The organism is Rhizobium aethiopicum (assembly GCF_900094625.1).
Taxonomy (GTDB): Bacteria; Pseudomonadota; Alphaproteobacteria; order Rhizobiales; family Rhizobiaceae; genus Rhizobium; species Rhizobium aethiopicum.
In genome coordinates, this window is the sequence record NZ_FMAJ01000001.1 from 618,722 (window position 1) to 643,532 (window position 24,811).

23 protein-coding genes and 1 pseudogene are annotated in these 24,811 nt (G+C 62.5%); 3 read left to right on the forward strand and 21 right to left on the reverse strand.

Annotated elements, in window-relative coordinates; all coding sequences use genetic code 11:
- Positions 1–13 precede the first annotated feature (13 nt).
- The gene (mazG, locus tag GA0061105_RS03125; protein ID WP_092747925.1) at positions 14–853 is read left to right on the forward strand and encodes a nucleoside triphosphate pyrophosphohydrolase; all 840 of its coding nucleotides are present in this window, start codon (positions 14–16) and stop codon (positions 851–853) included.
- 189 nt (positions 854–1,042) lie between these two features.
- Here mazG and hflX read toward each other — a convergent pair whose 3' ends face one another.
- The 9 genes from hflX to dusB form a co-directional block, all read right to left on the reverse strand.
- Positions 1,043–2,368: a GTPase HflX gene (gene hflX / locus GA0061105_RS03130; RefSeq protein ID WP_092747927.1), complete on the reverse strand. Its 1,326-nt coding sequence runs from the start codon at positions 2,366–2,368 to the stop codon at positions 1,043–1,045.
- A gap of 77 nt (positions 2,369–2,445) precedes the next feature.
- Positions 2,446–2,688 carry an RNA chaperone Hfq gene (gene hfq / locus GA0061105_RS03135; RefSeq protein ID WP_064692060.1) on the reverse strand — a complete coding sequence of 81 codons (243 nt, stop codon included), beginning with the start codon at positions 2,686–2,688 and terminating at the stop codon, positions 2,446–2,448.
- A gap of 111 nt (positions 2,689–2,799) precedes the next feature.
- Complete coding sequence (locus GA0061105_RS03140) at positions 2,800–3,663, reverse strand: D-amino-acid transaminase (RefSeq protein WP_092747929.1); 864 nt, start codon at positions 3,661–3,663, stop codon at positions 2,800–2,802.
- Between the two features lie 63 nt (positions 3,664–3,726).
- Positions 3,727–5,091, reverse strand: coding sequence for a nitrogen assimilation response regulator NtrX (ntrX, locus tag GA0061105_RS03145; protein ID WP_064691513.1), 1,365 nt, complete (start codon positions 5,089–5,091; stop codon positions 3,727–3,729).
- Entirely contained in the window at positions 5,081–7,348 is a 2,268-nt protein-coding gene (locus GA0061105_RS03150; protein WP_092747931.1) for a sensor histidine kinase NtrY-like, read from the reverse strand. Before GA0061105_RS03150 ends, ntrX begins: the two co-directional genes overlap by 11 nt.
- 218 nt (positions 7,349–7,566) lie before the next feature.
- Positions 7,567–8,556 (reverse strand): potassium channel beta subunit family protein, encoded by a 990-nt coding sequence (locus GA0061105_RS03155; RefSeq protein WP_092747933.1) that lies wholly within the window; start codon positions 8,554–8,556, stop codon positions 7,567–7,569.
- A gap of 584 nt (positions 8,557–9,140) precedes the next feature.
- Positions 9,141–10,592, reverse strand: a complete 1,452-nt coding sequence (gene ntrC / locus GA0061105_RS03165) for a nitrogen regulation protein NR(I) (RefSeq protein WP_064691510.1) — start codon at positions 10,590–10,592, stop codon at positions 9,141–9,143.
- Entirely contained in the window at positions 10,589–11,743 is a 1,155-nt protein-coding gene (locus GA0061105_RS03170; RefSeq protein WP_064691509.1) for a two-component system sensor histidine kinase NtrB, read from the reverse strand. The genes ntrC and GA0061105_RS03170 overlap by 4 nt, the downstream gene beginning before the upstream one ends.
- A complete protein-coding gene (gene dusB, locus GA0061105_RS03175; protein ID WP_092747935.1) occupies positions 11,740–12,759 on the reverse strand; it encodes a tRNA dihydrouridine synthase DusB in 1,020 nt (339 codons plus the stop codon). Before dusB ends, GA0061105_RS03170 begins: the two co-directional genes overlap by 4 nt.
- A 143-nt stretch (positions 12,760–12,902) precedes the next feature.
- On the opposite strand from dusB, the gene GA0061105_RS03180 reads away from it, so the two are divergent.
- Both GA0061105_RS03180 and GA0061105_RS03185 read left to right on the forward strand, forming a co-directional pair.
- The gene (locus GA0061105_RS03180) at positions 12,903–14,120 is read left to right on the forward strand and encodes a bifunctional 2-C-methyl-D-erythritol 4-phosphate cytidylyltransferase/2-C-methyl-D-erythritol 2,4-cyclodiphosphate synthase (protein WP_092747937.1); all 1,218 of its coding nucleotides are present in this window, start codon (positions 12,903–12,905) and stop codon (positions 14,118–14,120) included.
- Positions 14,120–14,632, forward strand: a complete 513-nt coding sequence (locus tag GA0061105_RS03185; RefSeq protein ID WP_092747939.1) for a CinA family protein — start codon at positions 14,120–14,122, stop codon at positions 14,630–14,632. Before GA0061105_RS03180 ends, GA0061105_RS03185 begins: the two co-directional genes overlap by 1 nt.
- Before the next feature lie 7 nt (positions 14,633–14,639).
- Here GA0061105_RS03185 and GA0061105_RS03190 read toward each other — a convergent pair whose 3' ends face one another.
- From GA0061105_RS03190 to pdhA, 12 genes and pseudogenes are all read right to left on the reverse strand, one after another.
- Complete coding sequence (locus tag GA0061105_RS03190) at positions 14,640–15,092, reverse strand: type II toxin-antitoxin system RatA family toxin (protein ID WP_064691505.1); 453 nt, start codon at positions 15,090–15,092, stop codon at positions 14,640–14,642.
- A gap of 9 nt (positions 15,093–15,101) precedes the next feature.
- Positions 15,102–15,695: a P-loop NTPase family protein gene (locus GA0061105_RS03195; protein ID WP_092747941.1), complete on the reverse strand. Its 594-nt coding sequence runs from the start codon at positions 15,693–15,695 to the stop codon at positions 15,102–15,104.
- A 42-nt stretch (positions 15,696–15,737) separates the two neighbouring features.
- Positions 15,738–16,284: pseudogene (locus GA0061105_RS33220) on the reverse strand (AAA family ATPase).
- Positions 16,285–16,568: 284 nt separating this feature from the next.
- Positions 16,569–17,540, reverse strand: coding sequence for a lipoyl synthase (gene lipA / locus GA0061105_RS03205; RefSeq protein ID WP_092747943.1), 972 nt, complete (start codon positions 17,538–17,540; stop codon positions 16,569–16,571).
- Positions 17,541–17,586: 46 nt separating this feature from the next.
- The gene (locus GA0061105_RS03210; RefSeq protein WP_064691502.1) at positions 17,587–17,835 is read right to left on the reverse strand and encodes a GlsB/YeaQ/YmgE family stress response membrane protein; all 249 of its coding nucleotides are present in this window, start codon (positions 17,833–17,835) and stop codon (positions 17,587–17,589) included.
- Positions 17,836–17,858: 23 nt separating this feature from the next.
- Entirely contained in the window at positions 17,859–18,113 is a 255-nt protein-coding gene (locus GA0061105_RS03215) for a GlsB/YeaQ/YmgE family stress response membrane protein (protein WP_011425215.1), read from the reverse strand.
- Between the two features lie 92 nt (positions 18,114–18,205).
- On the reverse strand, positions 18,206–19,651 hold the full coding sequence (gene lpdA, locus GA0061105_RS03220; protein ID WP_092747945.1) for a dihydrolipoyl dehydrogenase: 1,446 nt from the start codon (positions 19,649–19,651) through the stop codon (positions 18,206–18,208).
- A gap of 18 nt (positions 19,652–19,669) precedes the next feature.
- Entirely contained in the window at positions 19,670–20,251 is a 582-nt protein-coding gene (locus GA0061105_RS03225; RefSeq protein WP_092747947.1) for a GNAT family N-acetyltransferase, read from the reverse strand.
- A gap of 2 nt (positions 20,252–20,253) precedes the next feature.
- Positions 20,254–20,895: an SGNH/GDSL hydrolase family protein gene (locus GA0061105_RS03230; protein ID WP_064691499.1), complete on the reverse strand. Its 642-nt coding sequence runs from the start codon at positions 20,893–20,895 to the stop codon at positions 20,254–20,256.
- A 19-nt stretch (positions 20,896–20,914) separates the two neighbouring features.
- Positions 20,915–22,270, reverse strand: a complete 1,356-nt coding sequence (locus tag GA0061105_RS03235; RefSeq protein WP_092747949.1) for a pyruvate dehydrogenase complex dihydrolipoamide acetyltransferase — start codon at positions 22,268–22,270, stop codon at positions 20,915–20,917.
- A gap of 15 nt (positions 22,271–22,285) precedes the next feature.
- Entirely contained in the window at positions 22,286–23,674 is a 1,389-nt protein-coding gene (locus GA0061105_RS03240) for a pyruvate dehydrogenase complex E1 component subunit beta (RefSeq protein ID WP_092747951.1), read from the reverse strand.
- Between the two features lie 15 nt (positions 23,675–23,689).
- Positions 23,690–24,736, reverse strand: coding sequence for a pyruvate dehydrogenase (acetyl-transferring) E1 component subunit alpha (gene pdhA / locus GA0061105_RS03245; RefSeq protein ID WP_064691496.1), 1,047 nt, complete (start codon positions 24,734–24,736; stop codon positions 23,690–23,692).
- Between the last annotated feature and the right edge of the window lie 75 nt (positions 24,737–24,811).

The window sequence follows — 24,811 nt, forward strand, 5'->3', positions numbered from 1 at the left end:
GAACCGAGGCATCATGGAACCTTCCAAAGACATTTCACGGCTGATCGAGATCATGGCGGCGCTGCGCCATCCCGAAACCGGCTGCCCCTGGGACATCGAGCAGAATTTCCAGACGATCAAGCCCTATACGATCGAGGAGGCCTACGAGGTTTCCGACGCGATCGAGCGCGGCGACATGGACGACCTCTGCGAAGAACTCGGTGACCTGCTACTGCAGGTGGTCTTCCATGCCCGCATGGCCGAGGAGGCCGGCGAATTCTCCTTCGGCGACGTGGTCAACGCCATCACCACCAAGATGATCCGCCGCCACCCGCATGTCTTCGACCGATCGGACGCCGACACACCCGACGCGGTGAAAATCCAATGGGACGAGATCAAGCAGGCGGAAAAACGCGAGCGCGCCGAGCGCCGGGCGAGGAGCGGGATCACCGAGGATTTCAAGGGCGGCTTCCTTGGCTCGGTGCAGCGCAGCTTTCCGGCTTTGACCGAGGCGCTGAAGCTGCAGGAACGCGCCGCCAAGGTCGGCTTCGACTGGTCGGCGCCCGAGCCGATCCTCGACAAGATCGAGGAAGAAATCGGCGAATTGCGGGCCGCACTTCGGGACGGAGACCGGGCGAAGGTCAGCGACGAACTCGGCGATTTGATCTTCGCCGTCGTCAACATCGGCCGGCATGTAAAGGCCGATCCGGAACAGGCATTACGGGGAACGAATACGAAATTCCGGCGCCGCTTCAATCATATAGAACAGGTTCTTGAAGCGGAAGGTGAGACGCTGGAGGATGCGACGCTCGAGCGGATGGAGGAAATCTGGCAGGCGGCCAAGGCGATTGAAAGAGCACTCGTGGCTGGGTAGGTCAGGCCGGGCTTGGCAAGGAGCTATCCCCACTCTCCGTCATCCTCGGCCTTGAGCCGAGGATCCATGCCACGACTATTGGTGGATGCGGTGGGGATGCTCGGCTCAAGGCCGAGCATGACGGAGGGTGGGGCTAAAATCGCCTGAGATAACCCACCGCCGTCAGCGCCGTAGCACCAAACGCGCGCCCTACCGCTCCCAATCCTCTTTCGCAGCCTTCGGGCCATTGCCGATGCGGCGTTCGAGTTCGGCGGCTTCGGTTTCCGACAGGCGCAGGTCGAGCGTGATCGAGCCATCCTCATTATCCTCGCGGCCGTCGACGATCGCGTGGTCGTAGAGCCAGGGCAGCAGCGCCAGCTTGTCGACGGGAAGGCGGATCGTCGTTTCGGTCATCACGCCGGAAAGCCTGCGGCTGATCTCATCCATCAGCGTATTGACGCCCTCGCCGCTGACGGCCGAGACGGCGACGACGTTACTGACGCCCGCCACCCTCTGCACCATCGTGTCGTGGACCTCAGGCTCCAACCGGTCGATCTTGTTCCAGACCTCGATCAGCCGCTTCTCCGCTTCGGCCTCGTCGATGCCGAGGTCGCCGAGGATGCGCATCACGTCGGAGCTCTGCGCCTGATTGTCGGGATCGGACATGTCGCGGACATGCAGGATGAGATCGGCTTCCAGCACCTCTTCCAAGGTGGCGCGGAAGGCGGCGACGAGATGGGTGGGCAGGTCCGAGATGAAGCCGACCGTGTCGGACAGGATGACGGTACGTCCGTGCGGCAGCTTCATGCGGCGCAGCGTCGGGTCGAGCGTGGCAAAGAGCATGTCTTCAGCCAGCACGCCGGCGCCGGTGATGCGGTTGAACAGCGTCGATTTGCCGGCATTGGTGTAGCCGACAAGCGCGACGATCGGATGCGGCACCTTACGGCGCTTGGCGCGGTGGAGCTGGCGGGTGCGCACGACCTGCTCCAGCTCGCGTTCGAGCTTGATGATGCGATCCTGCAGGAGCCGCCGGTCGGCTTCGATCTGGGTTTCGCCGGGGCCGCCCATGAAACCGCCGCCGCCGCGCTGGCGTTCAAGGTGGGTCCAGCTGCGGACCAGCCGGCCCTTTTGGTAGTTCAGATGCGCCAGATCGACCTGCAGCGTGCCCTCCTTGGTGGAGGCGCGGCGGCCGAAGATTTCGAGGATCAGGCCCGTCCGGTCGATGACCTTGGCGTTCCATTCCTTTTCGAGATTGCGCTGCTGCACCGGCGTCAGCGGATGGTCGACGATGACGAGACCGGAATCGCGCTCGTCGAGCAGCGCCTTGATCTCCTCGATCTTGCCGGTGCCGAGCAGCGTCGCCGGTCTCGGATCGTTGACCGGAACGATCGATCCGTTGACGACATCGAGGTCGATCGCCTGGGCAAGGCCCGTCGCCTCTTCGAGCCGGCTTTCCGGGGTGCGGGTCGAGGCCGATTCGGTCTGGCCGCCGCGGCTGCGCGATTTCAGAACCGGCACGACGACGGTCGCGCGCATATCGTCCCTGTGCTTGGCGGCCTCAGGGATGATCGAATCGTTCTTGGTATCGCGTGTCGAAATGACGGCTGATCCTGTTAGGACGCGGCTTCTTCATTCTCGAACATCTGCATCGGCTGGCCCGGCATGATCGTCGAGATCGCATGCTTATACACCAGCTGCGAGTGGCCGTCACGGCGAAGAAGAACACAGAAATTGTCGAAGGAGGTAACAACGCCCGTGAGTTTCACGCCGTTGATCAAAAAGATTGTCAGGGAAATCTTTTGCTTGCGAACAGTATTGAGAAATAAGTCCTGCAGATTCTGAGAACGTTCCGCCATCGCGCCGCTTCTTTCTTTATTGCCGACCTGAGCTGGCCGGTAGAATATCAATCAATCTCTCCACGCAAGAGCGGCAGCACCCTCATTCCGCCGGTCCAGCAAATCTTGGTATCAAATCGCAATCTTTTCCGCAACGTCGAAAAAGGCTTCGCGGACTTTCTGCGAGAGGCTGCCTGGGTGACCGTTGGCAATGGCCCGGCCATCGACGGAAACCACCGGAAAACAAATGCTTGTGGCCGCGGTGAGGAAGACCTCGCGGGCTGCGAGCATTTCTGAAACGGAGAAGTTCCGCTCGGCGATCTTCAAGCCCAGCCTGGCTGCGACATCGATCAATGTGGTGCGGGTAATGCCGCGCAGAATGCCGTGTTCGGCCGGCCGCGTCACCAGCGTTCCCTCCGAATCAACGATCCAGACATTGGTCGCCGCCCCTTCCTTCACCATGCCGTCGCCATCGACATAGATCGCCTCCTGGGCGCCGGCTTCCTTGGCCTGCTGGCGGGCCATGGCGTTCGGCAACAGGCCGACCGACTTGATGTCGACGCGGTCCCAGCGGTTGTCGATAACGGTGATCGCCTTGATGCCATTCGCATTCTTGGCGGCGATGATCTTCGGATCGGTGCTCTTCGCGGTTATCACAAGCGAGGGGGGCGTGCCCTCAGCCGGGAAGACATGGTCACGGCGGGCAACGCCGCGCGTCACCTGCAGGTAGAAGAGCCCGTTGCGCACATGGTTGCGGCGCAGCGTCTGACGAATGACCTGCGTCAGCGCCGCCCGGCTCATCGGCCAGACGATGCTGAGCTCACCGAGCGAACGGCCGAGACGGTTCAGGTGGCGCGTGAGGTCGACGATATAGCCGTGGCGCACCTCGCAGACCTCATAGACTCCGTCGGCGAACTGGTAGCCGCGGTCCTCGATATGCACGCTGGCATCGGAATGCTTGACGTAACGGCCGTTCACATAGGCAATTCTCGGCATGGGAAACCTGGTCTTCGGGAGGCGATAGAGGGATGCGGCGCGGCAATGGCCCCGCCGGAAGGATCAGACGCCGAGCGACTTCAGCTTGCGGTGCAGCGCCGAACGCTCCATGCCGACGAATTCGGCGGTGCGCGAGATATTGCCGCCGAAGCGGTTGATCTGGGCGATCAGATAATCCTTCTCGAACATCTCGCGGGCTTCGCGCAGCGGCAGCGTCATGATGTGGTAATCGTTCTTGGCCGAAACCTTCGGCAGCATGTCGCCAAGGTCGGTCGGCAGCATGTCGGCGGTGATCGCCGTGTCCGGCCCGTCGGTGCGGGCAAGGATCATCAGCCGCTCGATATTGTTGCGCAGCTGGCGGATATTGCCCGGCCAGTCATGGGCCTGCAGCACGGCCATGGCATCGTCGCCGATACGGCGCGGACGAATGCCGGCCTGTTCGGAAATCTGGCGCATGAGCTGATCGACGAGGAAGGGAATGTCCTCGCGGCGCTCGGCAAGCTGCGGCACACGCACCGGCACGACGGCAAGGCGATGATAGAGATCCTCGCGGAACCAACCTTCGGCGATGCGGCTCTCGAGATTATAGGCGGTCGAGGAAATGATGCGGACATCGACCTTGACGCGCTTGGAACCACCGACCCGCTCGAACTGCTGATCGACCAGCACGCGCAGGATCTTGTTCTGCGTCTCGCGCGGCATCTCGCCGACCTCGTCGAGATAGAGGATGCCGCGATGCGCTTCCTCGAGTGCGCCGATCTTGCGCGCCTGGCCAGGCGTGCCCTCGGTGCCGAAGAGCGCTACCTCCATCCGATCGGGCGTAATGTTGGCGGCATTCAGCGCCACGAAGGGGCCATTGGCGCGGGCCGACTTCTTGTGGATCATCCGCGCCACCAGCTCCTTGCCGGAGCCGGATGCACCGAGAATCATGATGCGGCTGTTGGTCGGCGACACCTTCTCGATCGTCTGGCGCAGCTGCGACACGGCAACCGAAGTGCCGATCAGCTCCAGGGCATCGCCGGTGCGCCGCTTCAACTCGGAAACCTCGCGCTTGAGCTTTGAATTTTCCAGCGCGCGTTCGGCGATCAGGATCAGCCGGTCGGCCTTGAAGGGCTTCTCGATGAAATCGAAAGCGCCGCGCTTGATCGCCGAGACGGCGGTCTCGATGTTGCCGTGGCCCGAGATCATCACGACCGGCAGGTCGGGATGGCGGGTCTTGATCTCATCCAGCAGCGACAGGCCATCGAGCTTGCTGCCCTGCATCCAGATATCGAGGAAGATCAGCCGCGGCACGCGATCGGAGATCGCCGCCAGCGCGCTGTCGCTGTCGTGAGCCGTTCGCGTCTCGTGTCCCTCGTCGGAGAGAATGCCGGAAACGATCTCGCGAATATCGTGCTCGTCGTCGACGACGAGAATATCAGAGGCCATAAACGCTTTCCTTGTCATTGGCGGCGGGGGCAGCGGGCGTCGGATCCCGCCGTGGCAGATGCACGCGGATCATTGCCCCTCTTCCCCGGTCGAAATCGGCGGGCGCATCATGCAGCTCGAGCTGCCCGCCATGTTCCTCGATGATCTTCTTGACGATGGCGAGCCCAAGGCCCGTGCCCTTCTCGCGCATCGTCATGTAGGGTTCCAGAATGCTGTGGCGGTTCTCCACCGGCAGACCACGGCCGTTGTCGATCACGTCGACGGTGAATCGGTCGCGGCCGGCATCGAAGGCGGCGCGAACGAGAATCTTGCGTTCGTCGCGTTCCTCACTCGGAACGGCTTCGATCGCTTCGACGGCATTCTTGATCAGATTTCCGAAAGCCTGGCCGAGCATGCGACTGTCGAACAGGCCTTCCAGCGGCTGATCGCCGAAATCCTGCTGGAAGGTAACGTGATGATTGCCCATTTCGCGCAGGAAGATGACGTCCCGCAGGATATCACGCAGGTCGCTCGGCTCCTTGGTCGGTTTCGGCATGCGGGCGAAGGCGGAGAATTCGTCGACCATGCGGCCGATATCGCCGACCTGACGGATGATCGTATCCGTGCACTGGTCGAATACGGTTCGGTCGTCCTGGTTGATCTGCTTGCCGTAGCGGCGCTGGATGCGCTCGGCGGACAGCTGGATCGGCGTCAGCGGGTTCTTGATCTCGTGGGCAATGCGCCTTGCCACATCACCCCAGGCTGTCGAGCGCTGGGCAATGACGAGGTCGGTGATGTCGTCGAGCGTAATCACATAGGATTCGCTCATGTCGCGGACTTCCTCGCGGGTGACCTGCACGCTCAGCGTCCTCACCGTGCCGCCGCGCACCAGCGCGATCTGCTTTCGGAAATCGCCGCGATGACGCACCGCCGCTTCGGTCAGCACCTGATCGACCTCGGGCGCGATATCGGCCAGCTGCTTGCCAAGCATCTCGTCGGCCGGAAGCGCCATCAGCGTCTCGGCCGAGCTGTTGACGATGGCGATCCGGCGATCCTGCTCGACGCCGATAACGGCTGCGGTAACGCCCGACAGCACCGCCTCGATGAAGCGCCGGCGGTCATCGACTTCGTCCTTGGCCTCGAGGATCTCGTCGCGCTGAGTGCGGATTTCCGAGATCATCTTGTTGAAGGTGCGCGAGAGATTGGCGACGTCGCCGTCGACGGCATGGACCGGCACGACGATATCCATATTACCCGATGCGACGCTGTCGGCCGCCGTGATCAGCAGGCGGATCGGCCGGACGATGCGGTCGGCAACGGCGATCGCCGTCCAGATCGCTGCCAAGAGCACGATCAGCGCGAAACCGATATAGAGCACTGCGAAGGCAATCTGCAGCGAGAAGCGGTTGGCCTCCATAGAACGGTATTCGGTGGCGTTCTCCTCCATCATGCGCATGGCGCCCATGACCTTGGGATCGACGGCCCGCACCGTATAGAGGAAGGTGCCCTGGATGGCGTCGAGCTTGATGATGGCGCCGACCAGGTTGGTGACACCGGGCGGGATCAGCGTCGGCTGGCCGGCCGCCGCCTTTTCCAGCGCGTCCTGCGGAATCGCCGGCAGCGGTTTTTCCGTGGTGATATCGGCCTGGACGACCACCGAGCCGTCGCGTTCGACGAGAAAGGCGCCGAGCAAGCCGCGCCCCCTCGCCTGTCGCGTCATCAGTTCGGCAAAACCCGTGCGGTCGAGGCTGTAGAGGGCGCGGTTGCGCTCCAGGTCGTTGGCCATGGAGACCGTCTGCCCCTGCAGATAGCTGGCGTTCTCCAGCATATAGGCCTGGCCGATATTGCGCGACGAGCTGACGATCGACTGGGTGCGCAACGCAAACCAGCGGTCGAGGCCGGCATTCAGCGTGATGCTGGCAAAGATGGCGACGAGAATCGCCGGCGTGATCGCAACAATCGAGAAGAGCACGACGATGCGGATGTGCAGGCGTGCGGCCGCCCTGCCCCGTGTACGCGCCTTGAGCAGCCTTGCCACCTCGCGGGCGATGAGCGCCAGCAGCGTCAGGACGAAGAAAGAATTGACGATCACCGAAGTGATGACGACATGCGACGTCGGCGCGATCGGCGTCAGCCCGAGCAGCACGAAGAGTGTCACCGTGGCGCAGAGAAGCGCGCCGCCGGCGAGCACGAGGCCCGGCACGGCGAAAAGGGCGCGGCGATCGGTCACTGTCGTCACCGCCTCGCCCGCCGCCGGCGCTACCCCATCCTGCGTCATTCGGCCTCTCTTCAGACGGCCCGCCGCCGTCCCGCCATCCGATCGAAGCCAAAGAACGCCGGCTCAGGAAAGCCAGCGTCGAAACGACTCGATCGGGAGCGAAATGTCCAAAACCCTTGCGTGACCTTTAAGCAACGCATTGTGGCGAAAGTGCAACGCCGGCCGTCACATTGTCAAGCCGCGCGGGCGCCCGCAGCGCCACAGTTTTGGTGACATGCCTAGAAGCGACGCGGTCCTTCGGGTTTGTTGCCGACGATCCCGTCAATCCGCTCCAGCACCTCCGATGTCATCTTGTGCCGATGTGAGAGCGCCGCGAGATTGTCCTGCAGCTGGCTCGCGCGCGAAGCGCCGAGAATGACTGTGGAGACGTTGCGATTGGCGAGGCACCACAGAAGGGCGAGATGGGTGATCGACAGGCCGATCTCGTCTGCGAGCCGTGCCAGTTCGCCGACTTGTTGGAGCTGGGCGCGGCCGGCATCGCTCGACCATTTTTCCTTCAGCCATTCGTAGCCGGGCAGGTTCATGCGGCTGTCAGCGGGCACGCCGTTATTGTACTTGCCGGTCAGGACGCCGGAGGCGAGCGGCGACCAGATCGTCGTGCCAAGGCCGATCAGGTCGTAAAGCGGGAGGTAATCAGCCTCGACCTTCTGGCGTTCGAAGATGTTGTACTGCGGCTGTTCCATGGTCGGCGGTGTGATGCGCAGGTCGCGGGCAACGGCGTAGGCTTCGGTCAACTGCTGGGCGGACCATTCGGAGGTTCCCCAATAGAGCACCTTACCCTGCGAGACGAGATCGTGCATCGCCCGCACCGTTTCCTCGATCGGCGTGTCGATATCCGGCCGGTGGCAGAAATAGAGGTCGAGGTAATCGACCTGAAGCCGCTTCAGTGCCGCATGGCAGGCATCGGTCACATGCTTGCGCGACAGACCGCGCTGCGTCGGCTTCTGGCCGCCCCAGAAAACCTTGCTCGAGACGATAAAGCTGTCGCGGCTCCAGCCCAGGGACTTCAGCGCCTCGCCCATGACGATTTCGGATTTGCCGCTTTCATAGCCCTCGGCATTGTCGAAGAAGTTCACCCCGTTGTTGTAGGCAAGCCGCATGAGATCGACAGCGTCGCCGCCGTTCACCTGCTTGCCGAAAGTGACCCATGAGCCGAAGGAGAACTCACTCACCTGCAAGCCCGACTTTCCCAAACGACGATATTCCATCACGCAGCTCCCGGAAATTGAACATTGGCCGACCGTTCACCGAGGCCGGCACCACACGATCGATCGGCGACCGATCCGCCTAATCTATGGCGTCGACAGCGATATGCGAGGCGCAGCCCGCCAAATTGACCGTTATGAAACATGATGTCGCAGTCCCGCCGGTCCCGACCGCATAGAAAAGGGCGCTCCACGACATCGGTCGGAGCGCCCATGGCGTGCTGTCGACGACAGTTGCGGCGGAAGTAGACAGCAGCAACGGCAGATGACGAGATTCGGAACGGATAGGCAACATGCGCGCGCAGTTTGCGACACTGCCGCCCGCCGATCGACCCCGTTATCCACCAGTTATCCACAGCCTATCCACAGGCGCGGCGACGACGACCACAGCAACTTCAATGACATTTGCCCGATGGCAAACAATAGCTCCCAAATACTATGTGACCATCGGATGACACTGCACTTTTGTTTGCGGACGCAGATACAAACCGCAATCGGGCTCGGATAGATTTGATTTTGTTCCCGACCGTGGCGGCGGATCCTGGGAGGAGGTGGCGGTGGGCAAACGAGGAGCCCACCGCCGTTTTTCAGGCGGTGCGGGAGCTTCTGTAAACAGAGACGCCGAGTTCCCTGATCTTCTTGCGCAAAGTGTTGCGGTTGAGGCCGAGAAGATCGGCCGCCTTGATCTGATTGCCGCGCGTTGCCGTGAGCGCCGCGAGAATCAGCGGATATTCCAATTCGGTCAGCACGCGGTCATAGAGGCCTGGCGGCGGCAGGTTTTCGCCGAAGCTTGCGAAATAGCTGCGCATGTTCTCCTCGACCGCCTGGGCGATCGTCATCGACCCGCTGCGGATCGGCCCCTTGTCGATCGGGCTGTCGGGCACATCGGAGCGCAGCTCGGCATCGATAATCTCTCGGGTGATGACATCCTGCGGATAGAGCGCCATCAGCCGGCGAATGAGGTTCTCCAGCTCGCGCACATTGCCCGGCCAGGCATAGGCCTTCATCAGCTCCAAGGCCTCCTGGTCGAAGCGTTTGGAGCCGAGGCCTTCCTTTTCCGCCTGCTGGATGAAATGGCGCACGAGATCGGGAATGTCCTCGGCGCGGTCGCGCAGCGGCGGCAGGCGCAGCGGCACGACGTTGAGGCGATAGTAGAGATCCTCGCGGAAGAGCCCCTGGTTGATCGCCTGCTTCAGATCCTTGTTGGTGGCGGCGACGATGCGCACGTCGGTGCGGATCGGCGTGCGGCCGCCGACGGTAGTGTATTCGCCTTGCTGCAACACCCGCAGAAGCCGCGTCTGGGCGTCCATCGGCATATCGCCGATCTCGTCGAGGAAGAGCGTGCCGCCTTCGGCCTGCTCGAAGCGGCCGGTCGAGCGGGTCTGCGCGCCGGTGAACGCGCCCTTCTCGTGACCGAAGAGTTCCGACTCGATCAGATCGCGTGGGATCGCGGCCATGTTGATCGCGACGAAGGGGCCGTTGCGGCGCTTGCCGTAATCGTGCAGGGCGCGGGCGACGAGCTCCTTGCCGGTGCCGGATTCGCCGGTGATCATCAGCGTCAGGTCGGTCTGCATCAGGCGGGCGAGCACACGGTAAATTTCCTGCATCGCCGCCGAGCGGCCGACGAGCGGCATGCCGTCCTGCATGTCCTCTTCGAGCTTGGCGGGCTTGCGCTTCGGCTCGGCCAGCGCCCGGCCGATGATGCCGATCAGCTCGGTCAGGTCGAATGGCTTCGGCAGATAGTCGTAAGCGCCCTTCTCCGAGGCCTTGATGGCGGTCATGAAGGTGTTCTGGGCGCTCATGACGAGAACCGGCAGGTCGGGGCGGGCCTTCTTGATGCGCGGCAGCAGATCGAAGGCGTTCTCATCGGGCATCACCACGTCGGTGACGACGAGATCGCCCTCGCCCGCTGAAATCCAGCGCCAGAGGGTAGCAGCGTTGGAGGTGATGCGAACGTCATAACCGGCGCGGCTCAAGGCCTGGTTGAGCACGGTGCGGATGGCCGCATCATCATCTGCAACGAGGATCGTGGCTGTCATCGAGAAGGTCCTGTCGAGCTTGCGGAAGAAGCATCCTCGAGCGAGGCGTCCTTCGACGCCGGCATGAGAACGCGGAAAGTCGTGCGGCTGTTCTGGCTGTCGCATTCAATGATGCCGCCGTGATCGCCGATGATCTTGGCGACCAATGCGAGGCCGAGGCCGCTGCCGTTCGTCTTGGTGGTGATGAAGGGATCGAAGAGATGCGGCAACAGGTCGGTGGGCACGCCGGGGCCATTGTCGTGGACGCAGAACTCCAGCGGCAGCGAGATCTTTTCACGCGTGCCGGCGACCGACAGACGGATGCCGGGGCGATAGGCCGTCGTCAGCATGATCTCGCCGTCTGGCCGATCGCCCACGGCTTCGGCGGCGTTCTTCACCAGGTTGAGAAAGACCTGAACGAGCTGATCCCGATTGGCATAAACCGCCGGCAACGACGGGTCGTAACTCTCGGTGATGCGGATGTTGCGGGCAAAGCCCGCCTTGGCGACCGCCTTCACGTGATCGAGCACGGAATGGATGTTGACCGGCATGCGGTCGACCGGCCGTTCATCGGAAAAGACTTCCATTCGATCGACCAGCGATACGATGCGGTCGGTTTCGTCGCAGATCAGCCGGGTCAACGCCCGGTCATCGTCGACCGCGGACTGTTCGAGCAACTGCGCAGCACCCCGGATACCGGAGAGCGGGTTCTTGATCTCATGCGCCAGCATCGAGGCGAGACCGGTGACCGATCGGGCCGCGGCGCGATGCGTCAGCTGCCGGTCGATCTTGTCGGCCATCGATCGTTCTTGGAAGACGATGACGACGGCGCCGGTTTCGCTCAGCACCGGAGCGACATAGAGATCGACGAGCTTGTCCTGGCCAAGCCGCGGCGAGCTCAGGTCGACACGGTATTCGTTGACCGGCGCCTTGCGCTCGCGCACCTGGTCGATGAGCGCCAGCAGCGGACTGCCGAAGGGGATGAAGGTCGAGATTCGGTAACGCGCCAGATGCGAGGCGCTGGCGCCGAAGAAAGCTTCCGCTTCCCAATTGGCGAAGGCGACGAAACCGGATTCATCGACCATGATGACCGGGTTCTGGATGGCGTTCAGCACGGCCATGGCAACGGTTCCGCCGGCGTGGTCGGGCGGAGATGTCGTATCCTTCGTCATGCCGCCTCCCGGCTGTCGACAACCGCTGTGTCAAGTGCATCGTGAAGCCGCGCAGCCACCTCGCTCGGGTCGCGCGAGGTCATGATCTCAGCCTTCTCGCCGCCGGCGAGTGCGGGGGCAAACCGCTCGAGATACCAGCCGAGATGCTTGCGGGCATGGCGGATCGCCACTGCCTCGCCATAGAAATCGAGCATCATTCGGTAATGTTCGACGGCGATATCGGCAATGTCCTCGCGTCGCGGCTCGACCGCCCCGGCGAGCACGCCGGCATGCCACGGCCTGCCCTGGCAGCCCCGGCCGATCATGACGGCATCGGCGCCAGAGCGGCGCAGGATTTCCTGCGCATCGTCGGCGGTCTCGACGTCGCCATTGGCGATCAGCGGAACCGAGATCACATCACGGACGGCGCGGATCGCATCCCAATCGGCACGGCCCTCATAAAACTGCATGCGGGTGCGGCCATGGATGGTCACGAGCTGGATGCCGGCCGCCTCGGCGCGGCGCGCGATCTCAGGCGCGTTGATGGAGTTCTCATCCCAGCCGAGGCGCATCTTCAGCGTCACCGGAATGTCGACGGCCCTGACCGTCGCCTCGATCAGGCTGAGCGCATGATCGGGATCGCGCATCAGCGCCGAGCCGGAATAACCGCCGATCACCTTCTTTGCCGGACAGCCCATGTTGATGTCGATGATATCGGCGCCATGATCGGCGGCGATCTTCGCCGCTTCCGCCATCCAGTGCGCCTCGCGCCCGGCGAGCTGCACCATATGCGGCCGGAAGCCGGCAGCCTTCAGCCGCGACCAGGATTCGGCCGTGTCGTTGACCAGCTCGCGGCTCGCCACCATCTCGGTGACGACGAGGCCGGCGCCGAAGCGCCAGGCGAGCTGACGGAAGGGCATGTCCGTCACGCCGGACATAGGCGCCAGCACAACGCGGTTCCGCACGGACACGGGTCCGACTCGGAAAGGCGCTGCGAGATTCTTGCAAATCAAATGATTATCTTTCAGGCACACCATGGAACTGCATTATTTTTAGCCATAGATCCGTGCCTTTGCCAAGGGGGATCGGATCGGAATTGATATTTTTCGGGCAGATGCTGGAAAAGGCCAGAGCAAGAGGTTAGAGCACTCCGGTCAATTCCGCATGGTTTAGGGGATTTATGCTGCAAATGCCGTCCAAGCAACCGATATCGGCTGGCATTGTGATCGTTGCCGCCGGCCGCGGCGAGCGCGCCGGATCCTCCCAGGAAGGCCCCAAGCAATATCGCCTGATCGGCGGCAAGCCGGTTATCGTCCATACGCTTGAAAACTTCATGACATGGGAAGCGGCAACCGAGATCGTCGTCGTCATTCATCCCGATGACGAGGCATTGTTTGCCAAGGCGTCTCATCACATCATCTCGGCGACGCCGATCCAAACGGTGCATGGCGGCGCGACAAGGCAGCAGTCCGTGCTTGCCGGCCTTCGATACCTTAAGGACAAGAATGTCAGCCACGTGCTGATCCACGATGCGGTGCGGCCCTTCTTCGACCATGGGCTTCTCGACCGCATTGCCGAGGTGCTTGCGAACGGCGCGCAGGCGGTGCTGCCGGCCATGCCGGTCATCGACACACTGAAACGCGCCGACAGCGCCGGCACTGTATTGACGACAGTTTCGCGCGAGCAACTCTATGCGGCGCAGACGCCGCAATCCTTCGCCTTCACAGCGATCGTCGAGGCGCATGAGAAGGCAGCGGCGAGCGGGCGAAGCGATTTTACCGACGACGCCTCGATCGCCGAGTGGGCGGGCATTCCGGTGACGATCGTCGAGGGCATGCCCGACAACGTCAAGCTGACGGTCAAGAGCGATATCGCCATGGCTGACGACAAACTGTCGGCCTCGCTACTTCCCGACGTACGCACCGGCAACGGTTATGACGTGCACCAGCTGGAACCGGGCGACGGCGTGACACTCTGCGGCGTGTTCATTCCGCACGATCAGAAGCTCAAAGGCCATTCCGATGCCGACGTCGCGCTGCATGCACTGACGGACGCGCTGCTTGCCACCTGCGGCGCCGGCGATATCGGCGATCATTTCCCGCCCTCCGACCCACAATGGAAGGGGGCGGCCTCGAAGATCTTCATCGAGCATGCCGCCCGCATCGTGCGCGAACGCGGCGGCACGATCATGAATGCCGATGTCTCGCTGATCGCCGAGGCGCCGAAGGTCGGCCCGCATCGCGCGGCCATGCGGGCAAGACTGTCGGAATATCTCGGTATCGATATTGAACGATGCTCGGTCAAAGCGACGACCAATGAGAAGATCGGCTTCGTCGGCCGGCGCGAAGGCATCGCGGCGATCGCCACAGCGACCGTCGTCTATCGCTGGAGGAAATAATGGGCCTGTTTCCCCAGGATATCCAATCGGCGGCAGAGGCGATCATCCGCGAATTTACCGCCGCCGGGCTGATGATCTCGACGGCCGAATCCTGCACCGGCGGGTTGATCGCCGGGGCGCTGACCGAAATATCGGGCTCGTCCGCCGTCGTTGACCGTGGCTTCGTCACCTATACGAACGCGGCGAAGATGGAGATGCTCGGAGTGCAGGAGCAAACGCTGCTCGGCTTCGGCGCGGTTTCCGAAGAGACCGCCCGGCAGATGGCGCATGGCGCCCTCTTCCGCTCGCGCGCCGAAATCGCCGTCGCCGTCACCGGCATTGCCGGCCCCGGCGGTGGGTCGCCGGAAAAACCGGTCGGGCTCGTGCATCTCGCCGCCAAATCGCGCGCCGGCGCACTCATCCACCGAAAGATGCTTTACGGCGATATCGGCCGCGGCGCGGTGCGCCTGGCAACGGTCAAGACCGCGCTGGAGATGGTGCATTCGCTAATGGCCGACTGCCGCCGGCCGTAATCGTTCGTCACGCCGTCGCGTAGATCCTGTGCGCCCTCGTCTCGAAGGCCTCGGTGAACATGCGGAAGGCGCGGTCGAACATCGAGCCCATCAGCGCGCCGAGAATGCGGCTCTTGAACTCGTAATCGATGAAAAAATTGATGGTGCAGCCGCCGGTCGGCGTTTCGGCGAAATGCCAGCGATTATCGAGATATTTGAACGGCCCGTCGATATATTTGACCTCGATGACCCGCTCGGCCCGGTTCAACAGTACCTGGGTCGTGAAGGTCTCGCGGATCGCCTTATAACCGACGGTCATGTCGGCGACGAGCAGGACCTTGCCGTCGCGCTCCTTGCGGCTCCGGACAACAAGCGCTTCGCAGAGCGGCAGGAATTCGGGATAACGCTCGACATCGGCAACGAGATCGAACATCTGGTCGGGCGTGTGCGGGACGGAACGGTGCGTTTCGAATTGCGGCATAGGCGGCACTTAAGCGGGCCGGTCCAGAAGATCAAGGAGCTCGCGCATGTGGCGGCGGGATTTTAGCTGGACAACGGGCACATCGGGACCATGTTCGGCGATGCCGGCCGCGATACGCGGCGCAAATTTCTGCTCGAAGGTCCAGATGAAGCGGAGGAACTCCAGATCGATCTTCTCCGTACAGCCCGAGGCCATTTCCGGGCGGGTGCGGCCGATCCATTTCGCCCATCGGCTGATCACACCGCCGATGCAGAGCAGCCGCGGCATGCGGACCCAGATGACGAAATCGGTCCGCGGCATCCGAATGTCCAACGAGGACGGATTGGTCCCGTCCATGATCCAGCGTTCTTCGAGGATTCGGGTGGCGATGATACGTCGCTGCTCCGCCCTGTCGCGCGTCACCCAGCCGGGAAGCCAATAAACGTCGCGGTCGAGAGATATGTAAGGGAGCCCGCAGTACCGGGCAATTTTTAGCGACAGCGTGGATTTGCCGCCGCCCGAGCAGCCGACAACGAGAATGCGCCGGGCCGTTCGGATATGTTCCGCCGCGTGTTTTATGTCGATGATCTGCTGACACAGCGGCAACTCTGCTCTCTGGTCCATCGGATAACTCCGTTGCCCGCCGGTGCCTTCGCGACCGTACTCCTAAGCACACAGAGCAACGAACTTACGGGCTTCTTTGCGCGATCTTATGATAACGGTGGATTTTATAAGCCCATGTTTCCGGAGCGTTGCTTCGATCGAGGGTGCGGCATTCCGTTCGAAATTCCATACATAGACAAGCGCCTCCAGCGAAATGCGTTCAGGACAGCCGGCCGGCAATTCCGGGCGATTTCGTCCGAGATGGCGGAACGCTCTCGATATCATCCCCCACAGGCATGCATATCTTGGCAGACGAAGCCAAACGACGGCCTCGGCACGCGGCAGGCGAAGATGAAAGGAATTGAGGCCGGTTCCATCCATGATCCAGCGTTCTGCCGCCACGGCATCGCCGATAAGGCGGTTAATCTCGTTGCGCGGCCTCTTTCTCCAACCCGGCAGCCAGTAGAAGTCGCGATCCATCGAGATGTAGCGAAGGTCGAGCGCTTGCGAGAGCTGTTTTGCAAGCGTGCTTTTGCCGCTGCCGGGGCAGCCGATCACCAGGATACGATCGGCATCGGCCAGCGTTGATTGATCCGGATATGACATTCATCGTCGCCTCAAATGCGACACCTCGGCCAAGGAGATCGCCGCTGCCTGCCCCTCATCCGCCTGCCGGCACCTTCTCCCCGTAAACGGGGCGAAGGGAATATGTCGCGACCTCTCCGCCCCTCGCTAGCCTCTCGCACGGCACTTCCCCTCGCCCCGCTTTTACGGGGAGAGGGTTAGGGTGAGGGGCAGCCATCGGCGCGAATGGGGCAGCAGAGAGACGAGCCGAGCAGCCGCAGCGTGGTTAGCCGCTTTATCAGCAGTCCGACAAAACAAGCACTCCAAACCTTACTCGGCTGCCAGCAGCAGCTTCTTTTCCCGCGCTGCCCGCAGCCTTGTGAAATCATCGCCGGCATGGTGTGAGGAGCGGGTCAGTGGGCTGGAGGCGACCATCAGGAAGCCTTTGCTGTAGGCGACGGTTTCGTAGGACTTGAATTCTTCGGGCGTAACGAAGCTTTCGACCTTGTGATGCTTGCGGGTCGGCTGAAGGTACTGGCCGATCGTCAGGAAGTCGACATCGGCAGTGCGCAGGTCGTCCATCAGCTGCAGCACTTCATTGCGCTCCTCGCCGAGCCCGACCATGATGCCCGACTTGGTGAACATGGTAGGATCGAGTTCCTTCACCCGCTGCAGCAGGCGGATGGAATGGAAATAGCGGGCGCCGGGGCGAACCGTCAGATAATTGCCGGCAACCGTTTCCATATTGTGGTTGAAGACGTCGGGCTTGGCGGCAACCACGCGCTCCAAGGCACCCGGCTTCTTCAGGAAGTCAGGCGTCAGGATCTCGATCGTCGTTGCCGGCGAGGCGGAGCGAATTGCCCAGATCACCTTTTCGAAGTGTTCGGCGCCGCCGTCCTCGAGATCGTCGCGATCGACCGAGGTGATGACGACGTGGCTGAGGCCCATCTCCCTGACCGCCTTGGCGACATTCTCCGGCTCGGCCATGTCGAGCGCGTTCGGCTTGCCGGTGGCGACATTGCAGAAGGCGCAGGCGCGGGTACAGATCTCGCCCATGATCATGAAGGTGGCGTGCTTCTTGTCCCAGCACTCGCCGATATTCGGGCAGCCGGCCTCCTCGCAGACGGTGACGAGCTTGTGCTCCTTCACGATCGCGCGCGTCTCGGCATATCCCTTGGAGGTCGGCGCCTTGACGCGGATCCAGTCCGGCTTGCGCATGACCTCCGTATCCGGCCGATGCGCCTTCTCGGGATGTCGCACGCGCTTGGCGTCGGGATTGATCGTGTCGAGGATGGTCACCATTGCAATTTCAGCTTTCTATCGCCCCTGTGCGGCAAATCATCAGGACCTAGCGCCGCACCAGCCGCGCAAGGAATATCAGCAGGCAGGCGCCAAGGAAACCCGTCACGAAATAACCGAGTCGCCCGCCAGCCAGTTGAACGTGAAACTGGGCGAGGATCGCGGTGGCAACGACCGAGCCGACGATGCCGAGCACGATGTTCAGGAAAACCCCGTATCGCGCATCCATCAGCTTGCCGGCGAGCCAGCCTGCGAGCCCGCCGATGATAATTGCCGAAATCCAGCCCACGCCTTCCATGCCTGTCTCGCCCTCAAACTGCGCTAAGCGACCGCCCTTGCGACCAGAACCACGATGATCGCGCCGACGGTCGCGTGGATGATCTGCACGACCAGCGCATTTTCAATGCCCAGCGAAATGCCGAGCGCGCTGAACAGATATCCGCCAACGAAGGCGCCGATGATGCCGCTCAGCAGGCATCTGATCAGGCCGCCGCCACCGACGACCAGACTTGCCAGGAATCCCGCAACCAGACCGATCAGCAAAAACACCAGCAACGCCTGCGTCTCCATAGACATGATGATTTCCTTTCGTTTCTTCCAGCCCCCGGCCTAGCCCATCCCGGAGGACGGATTGGCCGCCTCGGGATAGCGGGCAGCCTTGGAAATTATCAAGCGTTCAGCACGCGGCCATAGGCATCGAGCACCGCTTCCTTCATCGTTTCCGAAACGGTCGGATGCGGGAAGATGGTGTGCATCAGCTCTTCCTCGGTTGTTTCGAGGTTCATCGCGACGACGAAGCCCTGGATGAGCTCCGTCACTTCGGCGCCGACCATATGGGCGCCGAGCAGTTCGCCGGTCTTCTTGTCGAAGATCACCTTGACCATGCCCTGGTCTTCGCCGAGCGCGATCGCCTTGCCGTTCGCCGCGAAGGAGAAGCGGCCAACACGGATATCGCGGCCCAGCTCCTTGGCCTTGGCTTCGGTAAGACCGACGGAGGCGACCTGCGGATTGCAATAGGTGCAGCCCGGGACCTTGCCCTTGTCGGTGGGATGAACATTCGGCAGGCCGGCGATCTTTTCGACACAGACGACGCCCTCATGTTCGGCCTTGTGGGCCAGCATCGGCGGGCCGGCAACGTCGCCGATCGCATAGATGCCCGCGACATTGGTCTTGCCGTAACCATCGGCGACAACGCAGCCGCGATCAGTCTTGATGCCGAGCGCCTCGAGACCGAGGTTCTCGATGTTGCCCTGAACGCCGACGGCCGAAATCATCCGATCAGCAGTGATCTGCTGCACCTTCCCGTCTGCAGTCTCGACATGGGCGGTGATGCTTCCCGCACCCTTCTCGACCTTGGTCACCTTGGCGCTGGTGAAGATCTTGAGGCCGCGCTTTTCCAGCTGCTTGCGGGCGATGGCGGTGATTTCGGCATCCTCGACCGGCATGATGGTCGGCATGACTTCGACGACCGTGACGTCGACGCCCATCGAGCGATAGAAGCTTGCGAATTCGATGCCGATCGCACCCGAGCCCATGACGATCAGCGACTTCGGCAGCGCATCCGGCTTCAGCGCCTCGAAATAGGTCCAGATCAGCTTGCCGTCGGGCTCGATGCCGGGCAGCGCACGCGGGCGGGCGCCGGTCGCGAGGATGATGTGCTTGGCGCTATAGGTGCCCTCACCCTTGACGTTCTTCGGCAGCGGATGCTGCGGCTCGACCACAGGCTTCGACGATTTGCCAACGACGATCTCGCCGGGCTTGGTGATTTTTGCTTCGCCCCAGATGATGTCGATCTTGTTCTTCTTCATCAGGAAGCCGACGCCGGCATTCAAGCGGGCGGAGACGGCGCGCGAGCGGCCAACGACGGCCTTGGCGTCTGGCTTGACCGTGCCGTCGAGAACCAGGCCGAAATCCTTGAAGTGGTTGGCATGGTCGAGCACCTCGGCCGAGCGCAGCAGCGCCTTCGTCGGTATGCAGCCCCAGTTCAGGCAGATGCCGCCCATATGCTCGCGCTCGACGATCGCCGTCTTGAGCCCGAGCTGGGCTGCGCGGATGGCGGCGACATAGCCGCCGGGACCGGAGCCGATGATGATGACGTCGTAGGATTCAGCCATGTGTTTCCTGCCCTTTTGTTACGCTGCGCTGCGGGTCATGAGCACCCACGCGTGTCTCTTGCTGTTTTCGAAGAGCGGCACGGCATCGGCGCGCGCAGCCTCTACGAATCCGTTTCTTCCATAAAGCGACAGAGCCGCCTCGTTATCACTTGCGGTAATGAGACTGACGGGGCGGTAATCCGCCCTTTCGATCTGATCGTCCAGCAGCCTTCGCCCAATGCCAATGCCGCGCATATGGCGGTACACGCCGAGACTGCCGATGAACCAACTCCCCACAACCGTTTTCTGCAAGGCGAGCATCGGCGCGGTCGCCGGGATCGTCGCCTCGATATCACCTATCCCCTCATCTAGCGCATGGCCGATCGCCAAGCCGGCGACCTCGCCATAGGCCTCGGCGATGACGGCATCCCGCCAGCCGCCGACAGCCTCCTCCTCGCTCATCTTCAGCCTGCCCCGCTCCAGCGGCGTGTCGCTGACGCCGTTCGCCACATCGGCGAACCAGAGCCAGGAGGCAAAACCGTGCGATGCGATATCCGCCAGGATCGCCAGCTCCGAGGCATCCCGCCGTGAGGCCTGCCGCAGCCCGACGAAGGCGGTCATTCTCAGATCCCCAGCATCATCCGCACGATCGATTCCAGCCCGCGCCCGAGTGCACGAGTATTTTCTGCATCGAGGTGAATGCCGTCGATCGGCGTGGTCTTGGCGACGGAATTGCCGTCGAAAAAGCCGCAGCCGAGTTCGTCGGCAAGATCGCGATAAAGAGTTGCGAGCTTGGCCGATTCTTCGGTGCCGCCGGGAAAGGATGCGGCGAAGGGCACGTTTCCCGTCGCGCAGATCGCCGGCGGCGCCACGATCAGGATCTCCGGCCCGTCGAATTCGAAGGGCCAGGCATGATTGCGGATCAGCCGCACCAGCCGGCTGATGCCCTGGCAGGCGGCAAAGGCGGAGCCGGCTACGACCGGCTTCATGTCGTTGGTGCCGAGCAGAAGAATGACGAGGTCAAGCGGCGCATGCGTCTGCAGGATCGTCGGCAGGACGCGCGCGCCGTTGCGGTCGCAATCCGCAAGGTGGTCGTCGAAAGCGGTCGTGCGACCGTTCAACCCCTCGGCGATGACACGCGCCTCGCTGCCGAGCGCTGCCTGAAGCACGCTCGGCCAGCGGTTATTGTAGTCATGACGGCCGATCGTCTCGGCGTCATAACCCCAGGTCAGCGAGTCGCCATAGCAAAGAACGGTCTTGGTCATTTCCGCCTCCGCTCCGCTATCAGACAAGCATGCCCATCGGGTTTTCGATGTAGCCCTTGAAGGCCTGGAGCAGTTCGGCGCCGAGCGCGCCGTCGACGCAACGATGGTCGGTCGAGAGCGTGACCGACATAACCGTCGCGATGGCCATTTCGCCGTTCTTGACAACGACCCGCTGTTCGCCGGCGCCGACCGCGAGGATGGTCGCATGCGGCGGGTTGACGACGGCTGCGAAGTTCTTCACGCCCATCATGCCCATGTTCGAGACCGAGCTGGTGCCGCCCTGATATTCCTCGGGCTTCAGTTTTCGGTCCTTGGCGCGCTTGCCGAGATCACGCATCTCGTTGGAGATAACAGACAGGGTCTTCTGCTCGGCCTTGCGAATGATCGGCGTGATCAGGCCGCCGGGGATCGACACGGCGACGCCGACATCGGCGTGCTTGTGCTTGACCATGTTGCTGTCGGTCCACGACACATTGGCATCCGGAACGTCGCGCAGCGCCAGCGCCATGGCCTTGATGACCATGTCGTTGACCGAGAGCTTGTAGGCCGGGGCATTGTCCTTGCGCGGCGCCGCGTCGTTCAGCTGAGCACGAAGCGCCATCAGAGCATCGAGTTCGCAATCGACGCTGACGTAGAAATGCGGGATCGTCTGCTTGGATTCGACCAGGCGCCGGGCAATCGTCTTGCGCATGCCGTCATGCGGCACAAGCTCATAGGAGCCCGGCTCGAAGAGCTTGAGCACGGCGTCATCGGAGGCACCCTTCGGCGCTGCGGCGGCCGGAGCGGCTGCGGCCTGCGGAGCGGAAGCAGCAGCGGCCGCTGCGGGGGCAGCCTTGCCGCCGCCGGCAACGGCGGCTTCGACATCGCTCTTGACGACGCGGCCATACGGGCCTGAGCCTGCGACAGCAGAAAGATCGATACCGGCTTCCTTGGCCAGGCGGCGGGCGAGCGGCGAAGAAAAGGTGCGGTTGCCACTTGATGACACCGCCGCGGGTGCTGCGGCAGGCGCCGGTGCCGCTGCAGGAGCGGCCTCAGCCTTCGCCGGCACTGCCTCGGCCTTCGGCGCAGGTGCGGCCTCTGCCTTGGCCGGAGCCGCCGAGCCCGCGCCGCTTGCGGCAGCGGCGAGATCCTCGCCATCGGCGGCGAGAACGGCGATCAGCGCGTTGACCTTGACGCCTTCGGTGCCGGCGGCAACGACGAGCTTGGCGACCGTGCCCTCATCGACGGCTTCGACTTCCATGGTCGCCTTGTCGGTCTCGATCTCGGCGATCACATCGCCAGACTTGACCGTATCGCCTTCCTTGACCAGCCACTTGGAAAGATTGCCTTCTTCCATGGTCGGAGAGAGGGCGGGCATCGTGATATTGATCGGCATCGAAATACCCTCCCCTTATTTGTAGCAAACGGCCTTCACCGCATCGACGACTTCGCCGACGTTCGGAAGCGCCAGCTTTTCGAGATTGGCGGCGTAAGGCATCGGCACGTCCTTGCCTGCAATCGTCAGGATCGGCGCATCGAGATAGTCGAAGGCCTGCTGCATGACGCGGGTGGCGATTTCGGTGCCGACGGAGGACTGCGGATAACCTTCTTCGACGGTGACGAGGCGGCCGGTTTTCTTCACCGATTCGATGACCGTCGGCAGATCCATTGGGCGGATGGTGCGAAGGTCGATCAGTTCGACGTCGATGCCGATTTTCTCCAGTTCGGCAACCGCCTTCGTCGCATAGGTCATGCCGATGCCGAAGGAAACGACGGTGACGTCCTTGCCCGGACGATGGATGCGGGCCTTGCCGATCGGCAGAACGAAATTGTCAAGCTTCGGCACGTCGAAGTGCTGGCCGTATAGAATTTCGTTTTCGAGGAAGATGACCGGGTTCGGATCGCGGATCGCCGCCTTCAGCAGGCCCTTGGCGTCGGATGCCGTATAGGGCATGACGACTTTCAGGCCGGGGATAGCGCTATACCAGGCGGCATAATCCTGGCTGTGCTGGGCGCCAACGCGGGCGGCAGCACCGTTCGGGCCGCGGAAGACGATCGGAGCGCCCATCTGGCCGCCGGACATATAGAGCGTCTTGGCGGCCGAGTTGATGATATGGTCGATCGCCTGCATGGCGAAGTTGAAGGTCATGAATTCGACGATCGGGCGAAGGCCGGCCATGGCGGCACCGACGCCGACGCCGGCAAAACCATGTTCGGTGATCGGCGTATCGATGACGCGGCGGGCGCCGAATTCCTGCAGCAGGCCCTGGGTGACCTTGTAGGCGCCCTGATATTCGGCGACTTCCTCGCCCATGACGAAGACGTCGTCGCTGGCGCGCATTTCTTCGGCCATGGCGTCGCGCAGCGCTTCGCGCACCGTCATCGACACCATTTCGGTGCCGGCCGGAATTTCCGGGTCGTTCGGAACGACAGCCTTCGGCTCGGCCGGAAGCGGCGCGGAAGCAGAACCGCTATTGGTCGGCTTCTCTTCCTGGGCAACCTGCGGAGCGGCGGCGGGGGCGGCCGGCTTGGCGGATGATATATCCGAGGCCGATTCGCCGTCCTGCAGCAGCACGGCAATCTTGGTGTTGACCTTGACGCCTTCGGTGCCGGCATCGACGAGCAGCTTGCCGATGACGCCTTCGTCGACGGCTTCGACTTCCATCGTCGCCTTGTCGGTTTCGATTTCGGCGATCACGTCGCCTGAGGTGACCTTGTCACCTTCCTGCTTCAGCCATTTGGACAGCGTGCCTTCTTCCATCGTCGGAGAGAGGGCGGGCATGAGGATATCGATAGGCATGGGTTCCCTCCCCGATTAGAGCAGAATGTCGGTATAGAGCTCGGATGCATCCGGCTCCGGATCGGCCTGGGCGAAGTCGGCACTGTCGGCGACGATGTCGCGGACATCCTTGTCGATCGCCTTCAGATCGTCTTCGGACGCCCAGCCCTTTTCGATGAGGCGCGCCTTCACCTGCTCGATCGGATCCTGTTCGGAGCGCATCTTCTGCACTTCTTCCTTGGTGCGATATTTCGCCGGATCGGACATGGAGTGGCCGCGATAACGATAGGTCAGCATTTCGAGAATGATCGGGCCCTTACCGGAGCGGCAATGTTCGAGCGCTTCGTCGGCCGCCGCCTTGACGGCGCGAACGTCCATGCCGTCGACCTGAATGCCGGGGATGCCGAAGCCGGAGCCGCGCAGCGAGTAATTCGACTGGGCGGTGGCGCGCGCCGTCGAGGTGCCCATGGCGTAGCGGTTGTTTTCGACGATGTAGACGATCGGCAGCTTCCAGAGCGCCGCCATGTTGAAGCTCTCGTAGACCTGGCCCTGGTTGGCGGCGCCGTCACCGAAGTAGGCGATGGCGACATTGCCGTTGCCGCGGTAGCGGTTTGCAAAGGCAAGCCCGGTTCCGAGCGAGACCTGGGCGCCGACGATGCCGTGACCGCCATAGAAATGCTTCTCTTTCGAGAACATGTGCATCGAGCCGCCCTTCCCGTGGGAATAGCCGCTGCGGCGCCCGGTCAGTTCCGCCATGACGCCGCGCGCTTCCATGCCGGTTGCCAGCATGTGGCCGTGGTCGCGATAGGCAGTGATGACCTGATCGCCTTCCTTCTGCGCCATCTGCATGCCAACGACGACAGCTTCCTGACCGATATAGAGATGGCAGAAGCCGCCGATGAAGCCCATGCCGTAAAGCTGGCCGGCCTTCTCCTCGAAGCGGCGGATCAATAGCATCTCGCGATAGGCCTTGAGTTCCTCATCCCGATCGAAGTCGGCTACCGGGCCTCCATTCGATGCTTTGGCTGCTGGTTTTGCTGCAGTTTTGCGGCTGGAAACGGTCGCGGTCTTTCGCGGCGCCATTCAACCCTCCCTATGGGTTTGTCGTTTCTCGATGGCGCGTACCATAGGGAAGAAATATGACCACAGCAATGCCAT